Source organism: Longimicrobium sp. (assembly GCF_036399935.1).
In the GTDB taxonomy this organism is placed as follows: Bacteria; Gemmatimonadota; Gemmatimonadetes; order Longimicrobiales; family Longimicrobiaceae; genus Longimicrobium.
Map to the genome: position 1 here is coordinate 1 of NZ_DASWMD010000014.1, position 18643 is coordinate 18643.

7 protein-coding genes are annotated in these 18643 nt (G+C 72.2%); 1 reads left to right on the plus strand and 6 read right to left on the minus strand.

Annotated elements, in window-relative coordinates; translation table 11 throughout:
• The first annotated feature begins 82 nt into the window (after positions 1-82).
• Entirely contained in the window at positions 83-1765 is a 1683-nt protein-coding gene (gene abc-f / locus VGB24_RS04425) for a ribosomal protection-like ABC-F family protein (RefSeq protein ID WP_331071751.1), read from the plus strand.
• A 120-nt stretch (positions 1766-1885) separates the two neighbouring features.
• Here abc-f and VGB24_RS04430 read toward each other — a convergent pair whose 3' ends face one another.
• The 6 genes from VGB24_RS04430 to VGB24_RS04455 all read right to left on the minus strand — a co-directional run bounded on the left by VGB24_RS04430 (position 1886) and on the right by VGB24_RS04455 (position 18453).
• Positions 1886-4294 carry a glycosyltransferase gene (locus tag VGB24_RS04430; RefSeq protein WP_331071752.1) on the minus strand — a complete coding sequence of 803 codons (2409 nt, stop codon included), beginning with the start codon at positions 4292-4294 and terminating at the stop codon, positions 1886-1888.
• Positions 4291-6381: an NPCBM/NEW2 domain-containing protein gene (locus tag VGB24_RS04435; RefSeq protein WP_331071753.1), complete on the minus strand. Its 2091-nt coding sequence runs from the start codon at positions 6379-6381 to the stop codon at positions 4291-4293. Before VGB24_RS04435 ends, VGB24_RS04430 begins: the two co-directional genes overlap by 4 nt.
• 84 nt (positions 6382-6465) lie before the next feature.
• The gene (locus VGB24_RS04440) at positions 6466-7470 is read right to left on the minus strand and encodes a hypothetical protein (protein WP_331071754.1); all 1005 of its coding nucleotides are present in this window, start codon (positions 7468-7470) and stop codon (positions 6466-6468) included.
• A 21-nt stretch (positions 7471-7491) separates the two neighbouring features.
• On the minus strand, positions 7492-13815 hold the full coding sequence (locus tag VGB24_RS04445; protein ID WP_331071755.1) for an eCIS core domain-containing protein: 6324 nt from the start codon (positions 13813-13815) through the stop codon (positions 7492-7494).
• A 19-nt stretch (positions 13816-13834) separates the two neighbouring features.
• Positions 13835-14392 (minus strand): hypothetical protein, encoded by a 558-nt coding sequence (locus VGB24_RS04450; RefSeq protein WP_331071756.1) that lies wholly within the window; start codon positions 14390-14392, stop codon positions 13835-13837.
• 86 nt (positions 14393-14478) lie between these two features.
• Positions 14479-18453 (minus strand): eCIS core domain-containing protein, encoded by a 3975-nt coding sequence (locus VGB24_RS04455; protein WP_331071757.1) that lies wholly within the window; start codon positions 18451-18453, stop codon positions 14479-14481.
• Positions 18454-18643: the final 190 nt, after the last annotated feature.

Below are 18643 nucleotides of genomic sequence, written 5' to 3' on the forward strand. Positions count from 1 at the left end.
CCGCGGGCACTCGCTGCCCGCGGCGCGTCCTTTTCCTTCCGCGAAGGGTTCAGAACGGGGCCGTTCCTGGTTATATTGGGGGATGATCTCCGTATCCAATCTCGAAAAGTCCTTCGGCGACCGCGTGCTGTTCGCCGATGCAGCCTTTCAGCTGAACCCGGGCGAGCGCTACGGCATCGTGGGCGCCAACGGGTGCGGCAAGACCACGCTGCTCAACATTCTCAGCGGCGACGGCGAGCCCAGCAAGGGCACCGTCTCCATCCCCAAGCAGGCCCGGCTGGGGGTGCTTCGCCAGGACCAGTTCCTGTACGAGGACCAGGAGGTGCTGGCGGTGGCGCTGATGGGCCACCCGGAGCTGTGGGACGCCATGGTGGCCAAGGAAGCGCTGCTGGCCCAGGCGCACATCCACTTCGACGCCGACCGCTTCAGCGAGCTGGAAGAAACGGTGCAGCGGCTGGACGGCTACACCGCCGAGGCGCGCGCCGCCACCATCCTGGAGGGGCTGGGCCTGCCGGCGGAGGTGCACCGGCAGCCGCTGTCGACGCTCTCCGGCGGCTTCAAGCTGCGGGTGCTGCTGGCGCAGGTGCTGGCCGGCTCGCCCGACGTGCTGCTGCTCGACGAGCCCACCAACCACCTGGACATCCTGTCCATCCGCTGGCTGGAGAAGTTCCTCCAGGACTTCGAGGGTCCCGTAGCGGTGATCAGCCACGACCATCGCTTCCTGGACAACATCTCCACCTACATCCTGGACGTCGATTACCAGACGGTGACGATGTACCGGGGCAACTACAGCGACTTCCTGGTGCAGAAGGTGGAAGACCGCGAGCGGAAGGAAAAGGAGATCGAGGGGCGGCAGAAGGAGATCGCGCACCACCAGAAGTTCGTCGACAAGTTCAAGGCCAAGGCCAGCAAGGCCCGCCAGGCCCAGAGCAAGCTCAAGATGATCGAGCGCAAGGTCGACGAGCTCGAGGAGCTTCCCGGCAGCTCGCGGCGCTACCCCAAGTTCCGCTTCGTCCCGCGGCGCGAGAGCGGCAGGCAGGTGCTGAAGATTTCGGGGATCAAGAAGGCGTTCGGCGACAAGGAGGTGCTCCCCGGCGTGAACCTGCTGGTGAACAAGGGCGACCGCCTGGTGATCATGGGTCCCAACGGCATCGGCAAGTCGACGCTGCTCAAGATCGTGATGGGCGACCTGCCCCCCGACGAGGGCCAGGTGGAGTGGGGGTACGAGGCGCACCGCGGCTACTTTGCGCAGGACCACCACGAGCAGCTGGACGGCGACGAGCAGACGGCCGAGCAGTGGCTGTGGAACTACTGCCCCGGCAAGGACCGCGGCTTCGTGCGCGGCCACCTGGGGATGATGCTGTTCTCCGGCGACGACGGCGAGAAGCGTCTCTCCGCGCTGTCCGGCGGCGAGGCGGCGCGCCTGGTGTTCAGCCGGCTGGCGCTGGAGCAGCCCAACGTGCTGGTGCTCGACGAGCCGACGAACCACCTGGACCTGGAGTCCATCGAGGCACTGGTGGCGGCGCTGCAGGGGTACGAGGGCACGCTGATCCTGGTGTCGCACGACCGCTGGTTCGTCAGCCAGCTGGCCACGCGGGTGGTGGAGATCAGCCCCAACGGCATCCGCGACTATCTGGGCACCTACCAGGAATACGTGCACGCCTGCGGCGACGACCACCTGGACGCCGACACGGTCGTGCTCAAGGCCAAGCGCGAGGACAAGAAGGGCGGCAAGGCGGGCCGGCGCGAGCTGGTGGAGGCCTGACGCCCGTCCGCAGGACGGGTTTCGCGCCGAGGCGGGGCGGATGACGGAGAGCCGCGGAGGGGATTTCCTCCGCGGCTCTCCCGTTTCTCCGCGCGTCCGCCCGATGCCTTCTCCACGGCGTCAGGCGGGGACGAGCCGCGCGCGTTCGTTCGAGGGGGCGTAGCGCGACCAGTCGGCGCCCATCGCCGTCCTGATCACGTCCAGCGGAATGGGGTGCCAGTTGGCGCCGCGGGTCTGCTTGCGGCTGGTGTTGCCGGCGTGCACCAGCGCGGCGAAGATGGACGGGTCCGCGACGGAAGCGACCGAGGGCAGCGCCCACACCCACCGCGTGTCTTCGCCCTCGTTCACCTCGGGAAACGGGCGCCGCTCCCACGTGGCGCGGCGGTACAGGAGCGTGTTGCCGCCCACCCACCGGCGCGAGCGATCAGCCCAGCGAAACTCCCACGCACGCCCCTCCAGCGGCTCGAAGTAGCGCACCGTCGACAGCCCGCACACCTCGGCGTCCGCCTCCCGCAGCGCCGACACCTGCGCCTCGAGTCGCGTGTCGGCCATCCAGTCGTCATCGTCCCAGTGCGCAAGCAGGCTTCCGCGCGCCAGGGAGCACGCCAGGTTGCGCTTGGCCCCCAGCGTGGGCGAGCGCGCCGTGCGCAGGTAGCGGATGCGCGGGTCCGCGGGCACCAGGTCTTCCACCGGATCCGCCCCGTCGTCCACGATCACCAGCTCTCGCGCCGGCCAGGTCTGCCGCAGGAAGTGGTCTATGGCGTGCGGCACGAAGCGCCGTCGGTCCGCCGTGACCATCAGGCAGGAGACGAGTTCGCCGTCTTCCCGAACGTCGTGCTCCGGTGGATGGACGGGCGAGACGCGGACCCTCGGAGGTGGTGCGACGCTGGGCGAGCGGGCGAGGTAGAAGGCGCGCGCATCGGCCAGGTGCGGCGGCTCGCCGGTCCGGCGCCAGCCGGCGGCGTCCACGTGCTTGCCGCAGGCGAACTTCCACGCGTTGGCGCCGTGGCGCAGGTACACGAACAGCCCGGGCGTGTCGATGCGCTTCAGCCGCGCGCCGCCACGCACGGCGCGGTGAAGGAACGCCGCGTCCTCGGCCAGCGAGGCTGCGGGATAGGTAGCTTTGGTGCCCCACACACTGCGCCGATACGCCAGCGTGCCGCCGTGCACGTCGTGGACGAACAGGCGCCGGTGAAGCAGGTCGCTGCAGCTCCAGAACTCCCACCGTTCCAGGTCGAAGAACACCTCCGCCCGCAGCGCCGTCACGTCGGCATCGCCCGCCAGGATGGGCGCGGCCTGCGCGCTCAGTCGCCCGGGCGCGTACCAGTCGTCGTCGTCCCACTGGGCGACGATCTCGCCGCGGGCCATCTGCACGCCCCAGTTGCGCTTGGCCCCGATGCTGCGCCCCGCCGGCAGCGCCTCGTAGCGGATGCGGGGATCGTCCGGAATGCGCTCCTCCAGGCCGCTCCCCGCGTCGTCCAGGATGATCAGCTCGCGGTGCGGATAGTCCTGCGCCAGGAAGTAGGCGATGGCCTGCAGCGCAAACTCCGGCCTTCCCGCGGTCGGCATGATGCAGCTGACCATCGGCGCGCCCCCTTCCCCCGATGACGAAGTGGGCGGGGCAGGGGAGCGGACGATCGCCGGGGCCGGCGAGGGAGGCGGCGGGGCGAGCCGTTCATCCGCCGCCACGACGGGCACCGGAGGCGGATCGATGCGGATCTGCACGAGCGCCGCCGGGGCGAAGTGCTCGCAGGCGTCGCCGCGGCAGTGCGTCTCGTAGCGCGTGGCATCTCCCCGCAGGCGGAGTCCGCAGAGGCGGTCCTGGTAACGGCGCCGGCTGGTGTCGAACAGACGCCGGTCGTCGCGGGCGCGGCGGGCGGTGAACGGGGCGCGCCAGACGAACGCGGCGGGCACCCACACCCCGCGCCATCCGGCCCGGGCGGCGCGCGCGTTGTATTCCATCTCCCAGCACGGCCCCGCGCCGAACCCCTCGTCCGCCGCGCCGAGCGCGTTCCACACCTCGCGCCGCATGGCGTAGCAGAAGTCGGCGAGCGAGTACAGCGGCTCCAGGGTGCGCGTGTCGCCCCCGTGCCGCTGCGCCAGCCGCCGCCCCGCCGAGGCGATGGCCTGCGGAGACGGGCCGCACGCGGGCTCGGCGCCCTGCGCGTTCCACGAGCGGTTGGTGGACGGCCCCGCCAGCCCGTTGCGCGGGTCGGCGGCGAGGCCGTCCAGCAGCCGCTCCAGCCACCCGTCCGCCGGGATGCAGCCGCTTTCCAGCAGCACGCAGACGTCCGCGTCCGTGCCGCCGAGCAGGCGGTTGAAGCACGCCGCCCCGCCGGGCGATCCGGGCGCGGGAAGAACGCGCACGCCGGCTCCGCGCAGCGCCGCCTCCGTGTCGCCGTCGGGGTGGTCGGGAACGACGACGATCTCGGTGGACGCGGGAACGGTGGCGCGCACGGCCTGGAGCGTGGCGCGAAACCGCGCCGGCTCGGCATGGACGGCGATGCCGACGGCCGCGCGCACGGTCACTGCGGCGCGCCGGCGCCCGCGCGGCGCCGGTTCTCGACGATGGCGAAGCCCTGCCCGTCGTCTTCGGCGAAGCCGCACTCGGCGCCCCACAGCCGGGTGACGTTGTATCCGTCGGCCTCGATGCGCAGCAGCGCGCGACCGACCGTCGCTCCTGGCAGGAAGGCGTCGTGGAACAGGATCAGCCCGCCGGGGCAGACGAGCTGTACCGCCCGCTGGAACTCGGCATGGACGTACTCTTCCTCGTGAAGCGAATCCAGCAGCGCCGCGTCGTATCGCTCCCCCCGCTCGATGGCGGCATCCAGCACCTCCAGCGAATCTCCCGTGCGAGGCTGGATGCAGCCGCGCGCCGCGGGGGGAAGCGCGGCCCAGAGGTCGTCGCGCTGCGCGAACGCTTCCCTGTCCACCGTCACCACCGCCGCCCCGCGCCGGTGCGCCACGGCCGAGGCCAGGCACGCCGCGGAAACGCCGCGCGCGGTGCCCGTCTCCAGCACGCGGGCGCAGCCGTTGGACTTCACCAGGTAGTGGAGCAGGCCGAAGAGCGGAAAAGTTCCCGGATCGCGCACCTTGCCGTTCAATCCATCCGCGGTGCCGTAGAACGACCAGGCCAGCGCGCGCTGGCCATGGCGCCCCACCCATCCCCGCAGCGCCGCGACGAACGCCGCGTATCCATCGCCCCCGCCGGCGCCCGTCACGGGATCGCCCGCCTTGGCGAAGAGCCCGCGCCACTCGGGGCACTTGTGGCGGCCCAGCCCGTTGAAGTGAAGCACGCGCGCGCGCCGGCCCTGCCACCGGGCTGCGGCGCGGCCGTCTTCCCACGCCATCTCCACGTCCTGGTTGTTCATCTGCACGTTGTACACGGCGTCGAGCTCCACGCCGCAGCGCAGGTGGGCGATGGCCAGGTTGAAGACGGCCTGGTTGCGCCACCAGATGTCTTTTCGCTCGTCTACCCAGCGTGGCGCGCCCCGCCACTCGCGGAGCAGGGAATCCAGTGCCTGCAGCGCCCCGCGGCTGCCGGCGAAGATGCCGTCGTTCACCACCAGCCGGTCGCGCCCCTCGCCGCCGTCGCGCCCCATGATGCGCGCCAGGTCGCCGGGCCGGCCGCCGTAGACCGACATCACGGCGTGCTCGACGTCGTCGTAGTGAAAGCCGTTGGCCTCGCGGGTGGCCAGGATGGCGCCCGGCGCGCAGGCATCGATGGCCGCGAACACGGGATCGAGGTCGTCGAGCACCAGCATGTCGGCGTCCAGGCAAATGAACTGCTCGGCGTCGACCACCCGCGGGGCGGAGTACATCACGCTCTTCACGGTGGCGTTCACGTGCGCCTTGCGGGTGCACTCTACCACGTCTGCGCCGTACTTGGCGGCGATGCGGCGGCACGCGGCGTTGGGATCCACCGCGAACACCACCAGCCGCGCGTCGGGGCACCCGGCGTTGGCGACCACCGAGCCCAGCAGGTCGTCGAGCAGCGCCTCGAACCCGGGCGACACCACGGTGGCGATGCAGCGCCGGGCCACGATGGGCGCGGCGGGGGGATGGATGTGCACCCGCTGCAGGCAGTCGAGCAGGGGCACGTCCGCGGCCGGCGCGGCGCGGTCCAGCTCGGGGTTCAGCCAGACGGCGTGGGACGAGGCCCAGCGCGTGGTGGTGGCCACCAGCTCCAGCGTGCGCGCGCCGGTGATGTCGGCCTGCAGCGCCCGCGGCGGCGCCCCGGCCGACACGCGGTACTCCTCGGCCACGCGCCGGCCGTCGGCGTACACCTGGAAGTCGGCGTGCGAGCGCCCGGTGGGCACGTCGCCGTTCAGCGCCACCTGGCAGCGGAACGTCTTCCACTCGCCGTCGAGCTCCCACCGCACGCGGGCCGGGGGATGGGTGGAGAGCGCGTGCGAGTAGGGTGTGCGCTGCACCGTGACGGTCTTCCCCTCGTATCCCAGGCTTCCGCCCGTCCCCAGCTCGCCGTAGCCCACCGCGGCCGAGGCGGGGGGGAGCGTGTCCAGGTGCAGCACGGACGGAGGGGGCTCGGGCGCGGCGGGCGCCAGGAAGTCGTTGAGCGCGGAAGCGGGCGTGTCGAGCGTGGCGGTGGGTGTCATGGGTTCTCTTGCGGGTGGGTTGCGCGTAAGGGGAAGCGTCGTCTCGGCCCCCAGACATTCGGGCGCGGACGATTTGGCTGCGTGTCAGGCGGAACGAACGTCCACCGCTTGCACCGGGACACCCGTCTCGCGGCTGACGCGGTCGATCCGTTCCGGGGCGTCGCCGCACTCGCGGGCGTCGTAGACCACGAACACGGCCGCATCCCGTCCGCCGCCGGCTCGTTCGGCGCGGACGCGGCTGGCCCCGTCCATCTCGCGGAGCGTCAGTTCCCAGCACTGGTCCATCCGGCCCAGGCGCGCGCGCAGCCACTCGTCTCCACCAGCCGGCTGGAAAGGATGGAAGTAGCCCCGCAGCTCCTCTCCGTGGATCTCCACCACGTCGATTCCCGGCCACTCGGGGGCGGTCTGGCGATCGTATCGGGAGGGGCCGGGGGAGGGCTGGAAAGGGCGCTCGAAGAGGGTCGTTCCCCTTCGCTCCGGGTACGGTCCGTGGGACAGCACGCGGAGCGGCGCGCCCCCGCCCTCGCCGCCGGCCAGCCACGCCAGGGGCAGGACGAACGAGTCCAGGGTGTAAGGCCAGAGCCAATGGTCGGGGCTGAGCGCCAGGTCGAGAAGGTCCACGTGCATGCCCGTCTTCAGCAGCGCCAGCCACTCCCGTTCGGAGGGAACGTGGCCGCGCGGCGGTACCGTCCGCTTCGTTCGCGCGGGGGACGGTCGCTCCAGGAGCGCCGCCGCTAGCTGCTGGAGCGCACGTGTTACGGGAGACGCGAACGGCTTCGCATCGGCGATGGACTCCCAGACCTCCGTGCGGTCGGTGCCGCGGGCGTGCGACAGGATGGACAGTCCCAGCACTTCCGGGAGCACGTGCGGAAAGCCCAGGTGCTTCGCTGAGGCGGGGCGCCACCTGCCGAGCGCTTCGTCGACCAGCGCGTCCGCACGCCCGATCAGCGCCGGATCACCCACCATGTGTGTCCACAGGGCCGGCCTGAACCCAGCGGACCCCGACGCCGGGCGTGCGGCCCAGGCATCGAGAGTATCCGCGGCCAGCGTGGCCAGGTGATTACGGCTGACGGCAAGGTTGATCCACATGTGCGCTTGTCTCCTGGAGGCCTACGGTCGCGGGGGAAGCGGCTGCACCCGAACGTCGATTCTCGCGACCACTTTCTTGAGCTCGGCACCCGCGAGGTTGTACGGAGGCGCACCGAGGACGGAGCGGAACTCCCGCCAGACGTGCTCGCGCACCCGACGTAGCGTCCGGCCGCTGATCACGGCGTTCCCGGAGACGCTAAAGATGATGTCGACCCGGCCCGAGACCAGGGCGGCATGGAGGGCCTCGACCACGTCCGGGCCAAGCTCGGTCGCCCTGGCGCGGATCCTGTCCAGGTTGTCCCGCAGGCTGGTCGTCGTTTCCGAAAACTTGCTTTCCCGTCGCTTCTTCCGCTGCTCCGAAGGCGAGTAGTACTTGATGTACTCCTTGCCCTGGGACTGCGAATGCTTGGAATCGGAAATCTTCAGCCGCCCGCCGGTCAGCCCCGCGGCATCGAAGCCTGGGTGGGACGGGAGCTTTTCGTCTCTGACGAGCGCGATCCAGTCCGGGTGGCTCATGGCCAGGAACTCCCGGAGCCACCGCTCGGCAGCCTGGTGCTGCGCTTGGCCGAGTTCCGGGTGCCATTTACCCACGTTGATGCCACCGCCCTTCTTGGGCTTCCAGCGCCACCGCTTGCCGTCGGCGTCGGTTGCCCAGAAGTGCAGGTTAAGGCGGGCGGATTTCTCCTCCTTCTTCTGCACCGGCTCCTTGCTGCCGGGCGGATCGGGGAGCGTCGCCAGGTCCACGAACGGGGTATCGTCGACCGTGCCGTCCGTGGCTGGGTTCATCACGGCGGAGATCACGGGCACACCGCCCCGGTTCTCGAGCGCGAGCTTCTGGAACCGGAACCGCACCTTGATCAGGAACAGCGCCGCGCGGAAGAGCAGGAGCGGGGTCGACTTACCCCTGTGGCGCGCCATCAGGCGGCGTACCGCCTCCATCCCGGCCTTCCAACGGCGCTCCACCGCCGCCTTCTTACGCTTGTGGCCGTCGGCTCCCGACCGCTTCCTGCGGCCTTTGCGGCCCAGCTTCCTGCTGGCCCAATTCTTCAGCTTCCTGAACTTCTTCGAGATCTTCTTGCCCAGCTTCTTGAGCCTGGCAGCCACCTTCTTGAGCGCCTTCTTGATGCGCGCCATGATGCGCTGGGCGATGCCCTTCACCTTGCCGCCCACGGCCTTGGCGGGTTTCATCAGCTTGCGGAGCAGCCACTGCGCCACGAACTCGATGACGGCGATGGCGGCAGCCGCCAGCGCGGTGGCGAACTGCGGTCCCGCGTTGCCTCCCTTGACCGCCTTGAGGAACGCGATGAAGGCGCCGATGGCGGCCAGAATGCGCTGCACCGCGCCCCACGCGGCCTGAAGCCCCTCGATGATGGCCATCACCGCACCAGCCGCGGGAACGATCATGGCCACGAGCTTTTCGATCAGCAGCTCCACCAGCATCATGGGGATGGCGGCCTTGAGGGCCTCGAAGGCCATCTTGCCCACCTCGGCCATGCTGATGCCGCCCTTCTTGAGCACGTCCCAGATGGCGGTGCCGATCCCCAGGAGCGACTCGAGCTTGGAGTTGAACCACTCCTTGATGGCGGACTTGAACGCCTTCCACAGGTGGTTCCGGATGCCGTCGACCACCGCCGCGCCCAGGTTGCTGAGCCACTGTCCGGGTCCGGCGGCGATGTCCTTGATGAGCGCGGCGAAGGCGGCGAACGCGGCCACGGCGTTCTTGGCGAAGTCGATGGCCGAGGCCACCACCTTGCCCACCGCGTCGATGGCGGCCAGCAGCCCCTTCTCCAGCAGCCCCAGCGCCTTGTCGAGGGCGGCGCCCAGCGCGTCGAGCGCGGCGGTGACGCCCTTCTTGAGCCCCTCGGCCAGTTCGTTGACCTTGGCTTCGGCGGCGGCCACGCGGTCCTTGATGGCCTTGCGGAAGCGGTCGCGCAGCGCGGGGAAGCCCGCCAGCAGCCGGTCGCCGATGGCGATCAGCACGTCGCCCACCTTGCGGATGGCCGCGACGATGGCCTGGCGCGCCTTCTCGATGGCGGCCACGGCCAGCTGCTTGGCCTTTTCGATGGCCGCCTTCACCAGCGCGCGCGCTTTTTCGAACGCGGCCTGCACGGCCTTCTTGATGCCGTCGAAGAAGGCCTTGGCGCGGTCCTTCAGCCAGCCGAACACGCCGCCGGAGTCGGCCTCCTGCTCGCCCTTGCCGCGTTCGGCGGCGGCCTGGCGCTCGCCGTCGCGCCGGGCGGTGGCGGCTTCGGTGGCGCCCGCCTGTACGTGCGTGCGCGCCTCGGCGTCGGCGGCGTCGCGCTGGGTGGTCACCTCGCCCTGGGCCGCGGCGGTCGCGGTGTCGGCCTCGGTGCGCGCGCCGTCGGATAGCTGCTGCTGCTCGGTGCTCCACTTCTCGCGCTCGGCGCTCACCGCGGTGCGGGCCTGCTCGCGCTCGGCGCTCTGCTGCCCCGCGTTCTCGGCCTCTAGCTTCGCCACCTCCTTGTCGGTGGCGGCGCGCTCTTCCGTGGCCTTGGTGGCGTGCTCCTGCCGCCGGGTGGCCATTTCGCCCTGCGCGGCCGCGGCGGCTGCCTGAATTTCGCCACCCTTCTTTTCCTGGGCGATGATGGACACGGCCGCGTCGTCGTCGCCGCCCCCCCCACCGACGCCCGCGGCGCCGGCCGGCCCGCCCGCGCCTCCACCCGCCGCGCCGCCGGTGCCCCCGGCCGCGGGGATGGTGGCGCGCAGGGTTTCAGCGGGGACAACGGGGTAGATCTCGTCTTCGCCCATGGGCTGGGCCAGGTCCTGCCTGCCCTGCGCCTCGGCCCTGGCCACGCCGGCCTGCAGCTCGCCCTTCTGCTCGGCCACGCGGGCCGGGTCGGCGTTGCCCACCAGCTGCACGGTGGGCGGCGGCCCCGGATCGGCGTCCAGCCCGGCGTCGGTGGTGGGCAGGCGGCTGAGGCCGGCGCGGATGTCGGCGGGCTCTTCCGGCGCGCGGACGGCCTGCGTGGGCGGCGGGGGCGGCGCGGGAAGCGGCGCCGGGGCCGGGGTGGGCACGGCGGCGCCCTCGGGCGCCTTTTCCACCTTCTTCGGCGCCTCGGCCGTGGCCGGGGCGGCGGACGGCCCGGCGGTGGCCTTGGTCTGCGGCGCACCCGTGGGACGGGGCAGTTCGGGCGGGGCGGCGGCCAAGTCCTGCCGCTGCTTGCCCACGTTGGCCGCCGCGGACGACGACACCTGGGTCAGCGCGGCCGCCAGCTTGGTGGGCGGCAGCGCCGACACCGCGGCCATGGCAGCTTCGGGGTTGTCGGCCGGGATGGCGGGCGTGGGCGGCTCCGGCGCATCGGGCACCGCTCCGCCGCCGCCTCCGCCGCCACCACCCGGCTCGCCCCCGCCGCCTCCCTCGCCCAAGGACGAGAGCCCGGCGTCGCGCTCGGCGGGCGAAAGCTCCGCCGTCATGGAATCCGCGGCGGGGGACGGCTCGGCGCCGCCCGCGTCGGCTTCTCCCCCGGCGTCGGCTTCCGCACCGCCAGCGGCGTCGCCGGCCGGCTCGGCGACTGGCGCCGGTGCCGCGGCTTCGGGCGCGGCTGTGGCTGCGCCCGCCCCGTCGACAGACGCGGGTTCGGCCTCGCCTGCGTCGGCGGGCTCTTCGGCCGGGGCCTCTGCTTCTTCGGCTTCCTCTACGGCCGCTCCGCCTCCCCCGCCGCCTCCGACCGCGGCCGCTTCGGCGCTGCCCATAGACGGTTCGGCGACGCCGGCCTGCTCGCCCTCTTCTTCGGCGGCGGCCTCGGCCTGGCGGTCGGCCTCGGGCTGGGCGGCAGCCATCTTGGCGTCGGTCTCGGCGGCCGCGGCCGCTTCGTCCTTGCCGCCCTGCGCGTCGCCCCCCGCTTCGGCGGACGGGGCCGCGCCGCCCCCGCCGCCGCCCGCGTCGGGCGCGGCGCCGGCCATGGGCGCGGCGGCCGACCCGCCCGCGTCACCGCCCGCGAGCGCCGCAAGGCCACCCGCGCCGCCCGCTGCGTCGGCCCCCGGGCCAGCGGCCCCCGTCGCGCCGGGGATGCCGGCCGTGGCTCCTTCAGCCGCGGGCGCGGCGCCGCCCGGCTGGCCCGGAGCGGCGCCGGCCTGCGACGCGGCGCCTTCGGGGGGCGCGGGGGCCTGCACGCCGGCGGGCGGTGCTCCCGCGGGCGCGGCACCGGGCGTGGCGGCCGCTGCGCCCGGGGCCGCCGGGGCTGCTCCTGGAATCGCGGGAGCTGCTCCGGCAGCAGCGGGGCCTGCAGCGGCGGTCACTCCGGCGGCTGTGCCTCCGGCCACACCCGGGGCTCCCGGGGCCGCGGGGGTGGTGCCAGGGGCAGCGGATGATTGCGGGACGGATGCCTGTGCGGTCTGGCCCGGTGCGGCCGGGCCGCCGGGAGCCGGGGCCGCGGGGCGTGCGCCGCCCAGGACGAACGGCACGCGCAGCGTGCGGGCGCGTTCGGCGGCCGACGCGGGGGCGCCCGGCTGCGGGACGCCCGCGGGTTCCGGCGCGCCGGCAGAGGCGGGTGCGGCAGCGGGGGCAGGCGTCGCGGCGGGCGCGGGCACCGGGGGCGCTCCGGTCAGACGATCGGCGGGGGTGCGCGCCTCGGCGGCGCCCGGGAAGCGGCGCGCGGGGGGCAGCACGGGACGGGTACCACGCCCACGCGGCCCGCGCTTCTCGCCCGCGGCTTCCTCCTCGCGCTCCTCCGGACCGGCCGTGGGTGTACCCGGGGCAGCGGGCGCGGGCGTCGCTGTGCCCGTGGCCGTCGTTCCCGGTGCGCAAGGCGCTGCAGGTGTTGGCGCCACAGCCGGTGGGGCGGATACCGCGGATTCGGGCCGGGCTCCGGGTTCGCCGTCGGCCGGACGCGCCGCATCCGGCGCTGCGGGGGAGGGAGGCGTCGCCAGACCGGGCGCCGACGCGGCGGCTCCGGCGGCGGCCCCAGTGCCGGCGCTTTGGGCGCGGGCTTCGCGGCCGCGGGCGGTCTGCTCATCACGCTCGCGCTCGCGGCGGCGGCGTTCTTCTTCCGCGGCCTCCTGCGCGGCGACTTCGGCGGCGGGCGCGGCGGGGGCGCGGCGCACCACGCCGTCCTGCTGCACCACGTGGGTGGCCTCGTGCGCCATCAGCCGCGTGTCGGACGGGCTTTCGCCGCGCCCCAGCCAGATGTCCTTGCCGTGGGTGAACGCCCGTGCGCGGAGCTGCTGCGTGGCCTGCTCGGCCGCGGGGCCGGTGTGCACGCGCACGTCGCTCAGATCTACACCGATCCCGGATTCCAGGGTACCGCGCGTCTGCGGCGGCAGCGGCGAGCCCGGGCCCCGCGTGGCGATGGCGGAGCCGGCCGCGTCGCGCATGGCGGGAGATCCCCCCGCGACGCCGCCGGGCGCTCCCTTGGCCTGCACGGGAGAGGGCTCGTCCTCACGTTTCTTTTCATCATCCGCCCGCTGCACGACGGCCTCATCGACGGGCTTGGTCTGGACGGGCGCGGGTTCGTCTTCCGCCTTCTTCTCATCCTCGGGAGCGCGCTGAACGACACCCTCCGCCGGCTTGGTTTGGACGGGAACTGACTCATCGTCGCGCTTCTCGTCGTCGAGAGCGCGCTGAACGACGCCATCGGTGGGCTTCGTCTGTACCGGAGCAGGGTCGTCGTCCCGCTTCTCGTCGTCGGGGGCGCGCTGGACGACGCCGTCCGCCCGCTTGGTTTGGACTGGAGCGGGCGCATCGTCCGGCTTCTCTTCATCCTCCTTGCCCTGGACGACGCCGTCCGCCGGCTTGGTTTGCACGGGAGTCGGCTCATCGTCGCGCTTCTCGTCATCAGAAGCACGCTGAACGATCCCGTCGGCCGGCTTTGTCTGGACCGGGGCCGGTTCGTCGTCCCGCTTCTCGTCTGCGGCACGCTGGACGACCCCGTCGATCGGCTTCGTCTGCACGGGGGCGGGCGCATCGTCGCGCTTTTCGTCGTCCCCGGGCTCCGCCTGGCGTTGGACGATGCCGGGGCCGCCGCCGTCCGGGCGCTTTTCGTCGTCGTGGTCGGTGCGGTCGCCGGGTGACTTGCGCTGCACCGGCGGGGCGAGCGCGGCGGCGGTGACGCGCGAGATGTTGAGCGGCGCAGCGACGGTGCTGCGGGCGGCCACGCGGTCGGCCACGGCGTCGGCCTCGCGCTCGTACGCATCGTCCGCACGGCCGATGACGGGCTTGCGCTGCACGGGGAGGCCCAGCGCGAAGGGCGCGGCCACGCTGGCCGCGGCCCACGCGGGCGCGGCCGGCTCGGCCGCCACCGCCACGGGGGCGGAAGGGGCGTGCGGGGCGTGGGACGCGCCCTCGGGCTTGTCGCCCGGGCGGCGGGCCTTCGCCGTTTCGCTCACCGGAACAGCGCTCCGTTCGTCATCCGTGCATCACGTCTCCCGTGCCCACCCGCACCCGCGGCCGCACGGCCGGAGCCAGCAGTCCCGCCAATTCACCCGCCTTCACGTCCGTGCCCCGCTGCCCCAGGTCCCGGCGCATGGCCTGGATGAGGTCCACCATCGCGTCCTCCCCGGCGTCGGCCCCGGTCGCTTCCGGTGCTCCGCGGAGGCGCAGGTAGGCGCGCAGCACCGCGGGTGAGGCGTGCAGGAGCATCAGCTGCTCCGCCCCTTGCTCGTCGTGCGTGAGAAGGGCTGGACCGCCGCGCGGGCCACGGAGCCGGAGCACCTGCTCGTAAACCGCGGCGCGGGCCTCGCGCTGCTGCCGCACCTCGTCCCGCCGGGCCACGGCGTGCAGCCCATTTGCGATCATCGCCGCGCAGACGAAGAGCGTGACCGCGGCGGCCGCGCCTATCTGGAACGGGGTGTCGGTCTCGTCCCAGAAGCCTAGGCCCCAGCGGGCCAGGTACCAGAGCGTGTATCCGATTGCCGCCAGCAGCGCGACTCCGAACAAAGTCGAAAGAGTGGAGTTGAGCCGCATCGTGACCTCAGGATTGCAGGTAGTTGTGTCTGCCGGCGTGCTCGGGCACCGTGAACGCCCGATGGCTCCAAGTCGTCAATCGTGGCTCATGGCTTGGCCGCGAGCTTTTGCTTGTTCGGGCCGGGTGGCCAACCGCCCGTGGGCGGGTTGCCGGTGAGCGTCCAGTCCTGCGCCAGCTTGTCCATGTCCGATTTTGTGGTGGCGATACTGGTGGAGATATACGGTGTCTCCCAGCCGAGGATCGCGTCGCTTTTGTTGGTGATCCCCGTGAGTATTGCGCGGATCGGGCCCATGTACGGTCCACCCCACCGCCCTCCTGAACTGCAGAGCGTGCAGGGGCTTCGGCTTACTCGGACTTCGATTCGCGAGATTCTCGCGACCCACGCGGGGTCCTGTTGCGTGAGGAACTTCATGAACGCTGCCTCGGCATGGGAGCCCGGATCGGTCGTGTACCCCTTTTTGGTTCCACCGCTGAACGTGCGGAGGACTACTTCTCCTGCTCCTGGCTGCGGCTCTGCCACGAGCACGTGGTGTTCGCCCCGGTGGAGATTTCGCGGGGTGATCCGCGCAACCCTGCCAACCGTCTGGCCACCGGCGTCTCGCACATCGTGGAATGCCTTGACCGCGACTCCTTGCAACGGATCTGCGACCGTTATGCGTGCGGTAAGATTCGTGACGTGCACGTTGGCTTTTAGCCCAGGAGCCGCGAGGTCGAGTACTTTTTCTTCAGGGCTGGCAGCCGCATGCAGCGCGTACTCGTCGTCTGGACCGGGGCGGAGTTCCAGGGACCTGAGTCCCATGGGCCCGAACTGCTCGCGCACCCGGGCAACGATCGGCCGGAGCTCTTCGACCGTCTTGCCGTCCCCGATCTCCCGCTGCACCGCCCGTCCGGCCTGCCGCTTCACGTCGGCAGCGGCCGCATCGCTTGCCCGCGCCCCGCCCAACCCCAGCGACCGCAGCAGCGACTGAACCCCCGCCACCGCCCGGTCGATCAGCCAGTTCAGCGCGCCATCCACCATCTCGCGCAGGCCGCCGACGATCTCCTGGATCTTCTCGCCGATGTTCGACAGCCCGAACTGGTTGGCCAGGAAGCCGATCGCCACCGGGATGGCATTGGCCAGCCCGCGCTCGATCTTCTGCGCGCCCGGCGCGATCTCGCCGCGAGCCACGGCCGCCAGCGTCATCACGTAGTCGTTGACGATGGCCAGGATGTCGCGCAGGTAGTCGATGGCCGACTGCACCGCCCGGAAGAACGCGGCGAAGCTGTTGATCACCGGCATGATCCCCGTGATGTCCAGCAGGCTCATCAGCCACTGGATGGCGCGGTTGACGATCCGCTCCATGATCCAGTCCTTGGCCTTTTGCAGCACCATGTCCCACAAGCCGGTGATCCGCGTCTGGATGTACTCCCAGATCGCAGCCACGCCGCGCTGCTGCACGTCGCGCACGAAGGTCCAGATGCCCGTCAGGCGGTCGATGGCGCCGCGCACGCGGGCCACCCGCTCCGCACCCAGCCGCTCGCCCAGCTTCTGCCAGATGCGCTCGACGCTGATGCCCAGCACCTCCATCACGAATCCCAGCACCGACCGCAGCGAGAAGTCGCGGGGTGGCTGGATGCCCGCCTGGCGCAGCCCCCGGAACAGCCAGTCGGCCAGCCCCCTCGTCAGGTGCGTGACGATGTGCTCGAAGAAGCTGCTGAACCCGCGCTTCACCGCCGCCAGCATGTTCAGCAGGAAGCCCACGGGATCGCGCTTGATGTCCTCGATGGCGGCCATCGCGTTGCGGACGATGCTGCCGATCAGGTCGCTGGGGAAGTTCATGATCTCCAGGACGACGGAGATGATTTCCCTCAGCACCACGCCCACGAAGCGGAACAGCCGCGACACCGGTTCGGCGAACCGGTCGACGATGCCGGTGAAGGTGGCCACCGGCTCCGCCAGCGCGCCGATGCCCAGCGTGTCCCAGATCCCCCGGAAGATGCCGGTGATGAACTGCCACGTGATCCCCAGCGCCTCGACCGCGCCCTCGATGCGCCCCGCCGCCCGGGCGATGGTGCCCGTCTCCTGCAGCCGCGCGTAGATGGCGGCGCCGCCGGGAAGCAGGGTGATGAAGCCGCGGATGAGGTTCACCGCCGTGCGGGGCACCGCCTCGCCCGTGAACGGGTTGCGCCCCAGGATCACCGTCAGCAGGTGGAAGCCGGGGACGTCGTTGGCGAAGCTGGCCAGCCATCCCAGCAGCGCCTGCTTGATGAACTCCAGCACCCGCGCCGCCACGGTGGACGCGAAGTCCCACACGCGCTGAAGGAACCCGCCCGCGTCGGCCGCAAGCGCGCGCACGTTGTCCATCAGGTTGTGCAGGTTGGACGGCTGGATGGCGTCCCACGCGCGGGTGATCAGGCTGCGCAGCTCGCCCAGCAGCCCCATGAAGGTGGCGATCTGCGTGGCGATCCAGTTCGCGGCCTCTTCTACCTTGCCACGCTCCCGCATCTGCCGGAGGTGCTGCTCCTGCCCGATCAGCAGGAGGAAATCTTCCAGGATCTCCACGTTGGTGGCCTGCACCGCCACGTCGCGCAGCGGGTCGCGGCCCAGGATCTTCTTGATCAGCAACCAGGCGCGGTTTTCTCCCAGCAGCCGCTCGGCCACGCCGACCACCGCGTCCTTGATCAGCTGAAGGACGTGGTCCACCAGCGAGCCCGCGAAGCTCACCACGTCGTCGTACAGCGCGCCGAAGTGGCGGCGCAGCACCGCCATGTTCTCGCTGAAGCTCGACGTGAGGATGTGGGCTTCGGCCCAGGCCGCCTCGATGGTTCGCTCGAGGCGGCCCAGCGACAGGTCCAGCCGGCCCAGCTCGCCGCGCACCCAGTTGAACGCGTCGTCGACGACGCCGTGCTCGTTGAGCTTGTTGAAGATGGCGGTGCCGAAGGGCACCAGCCCCATGATGCCGCCGAGCAGGTTGGTGGCCGTGCGGTCCACGTTCCGGCGGGTCAGGGGGTTGTGCCCGATGATCACCGTGAACAGCGTCCACCCGGGAATGTGGCCCGCGTAGTCGTTCAGGCGCTCCAGGATGGAATCGGGAATGAACCGCTGCACGCGCGCTTCGGCCGGGGCCGGGGCCTGCGCCGCGGCCGCGCCCTGCTGCACCACGTGGGCGGCCTCGTGGGCCACCAGCCGCGTGTCGGCCGCGCTCTCGCCGCGGCCCAGCCAGATGTCGCCCCGGTGCGTGAAGGCACGCGCGCCCAGCGCCGCCGTGGCACGCTCGGCGCAGGTGCCGGTGTGCACGCGCACGTGACCCAAGTCCACGCCCATCCGTGACTCCAGCAGTTCGCGGACGCCGGGCATCAGCGGCGCACCGGGGCCGCGGGACGTGATGGCGTGCGCCGCGGCGTCGCGCATGTCCTCGTCGCCATCGCGCCGCCCGCGGCCGCTGTCGCGCGTCGCCCGCTGCACCGAGCACGACGCGCAGCTGCCGCAGCCGCACCCGCGTTCCTCGTCGTCCGCCTTGCGCTGTACCGTGGGCGCGCGATCCGCGTCGTCGTGCTCGGTGCGGTCCCCCGCCGTCGCCCGCTGGATGAGAGCGGACGCGCCGGGTTTCGCCAGCCGCTGCACGGAGCACGAGGCGCAGGTGCCGCATCCGCATCCCCGCTCGCTGGCGATCGGCTTCTCGGCGGCGACGGACGCGTGGTCCGGGTCGTCGTGGGCGGTGCGGTCGCCCGCGGTCGCGCGCTGGACGACGGTTTCGTCCTTGCGCCGATCGTCCGTACCCGACTGGTGCACCCGCGCGGCGGGGGTGGACGACCGGGAACGCTCCTCGGCGCCACGCTCGCTGCGATCGCCTGCGGTGGCGCGCTGCACGGCCCCGGCAAGGGCGGACCGGCGGCGCTCGCGGCCGGTGTCGCGCTGCGCCGCGGGGCGAAGCGCGAACGGAGTGACGGGGGTGATGCGCGGCGGGGCGGACGCGGGACCGGACACCACGTGGTCCGCCACGCGGTCGGCTTCGCGCTCGTAGGGGTCGTCCGCCGCGCCGATGACGGGCTTCAGCTGGATCCCGGCAGGCCGCGCCATTCCGAACGGCGGCGCGGGCGATGAGGCCCACGCCGGGGCCGCCGCACCGTCTTCCCCGAACGGCAGGGTCGACGACGCCCACGGAGAAGTCCCCTCGGCATCCACCCCGGCCGGAACCGCCGAACGCCGCGACGCCCGCGGCGAGCCCGGGGTCGGCTTCGCGACGGGCGCGTGGGTAACGGTCCGGGGT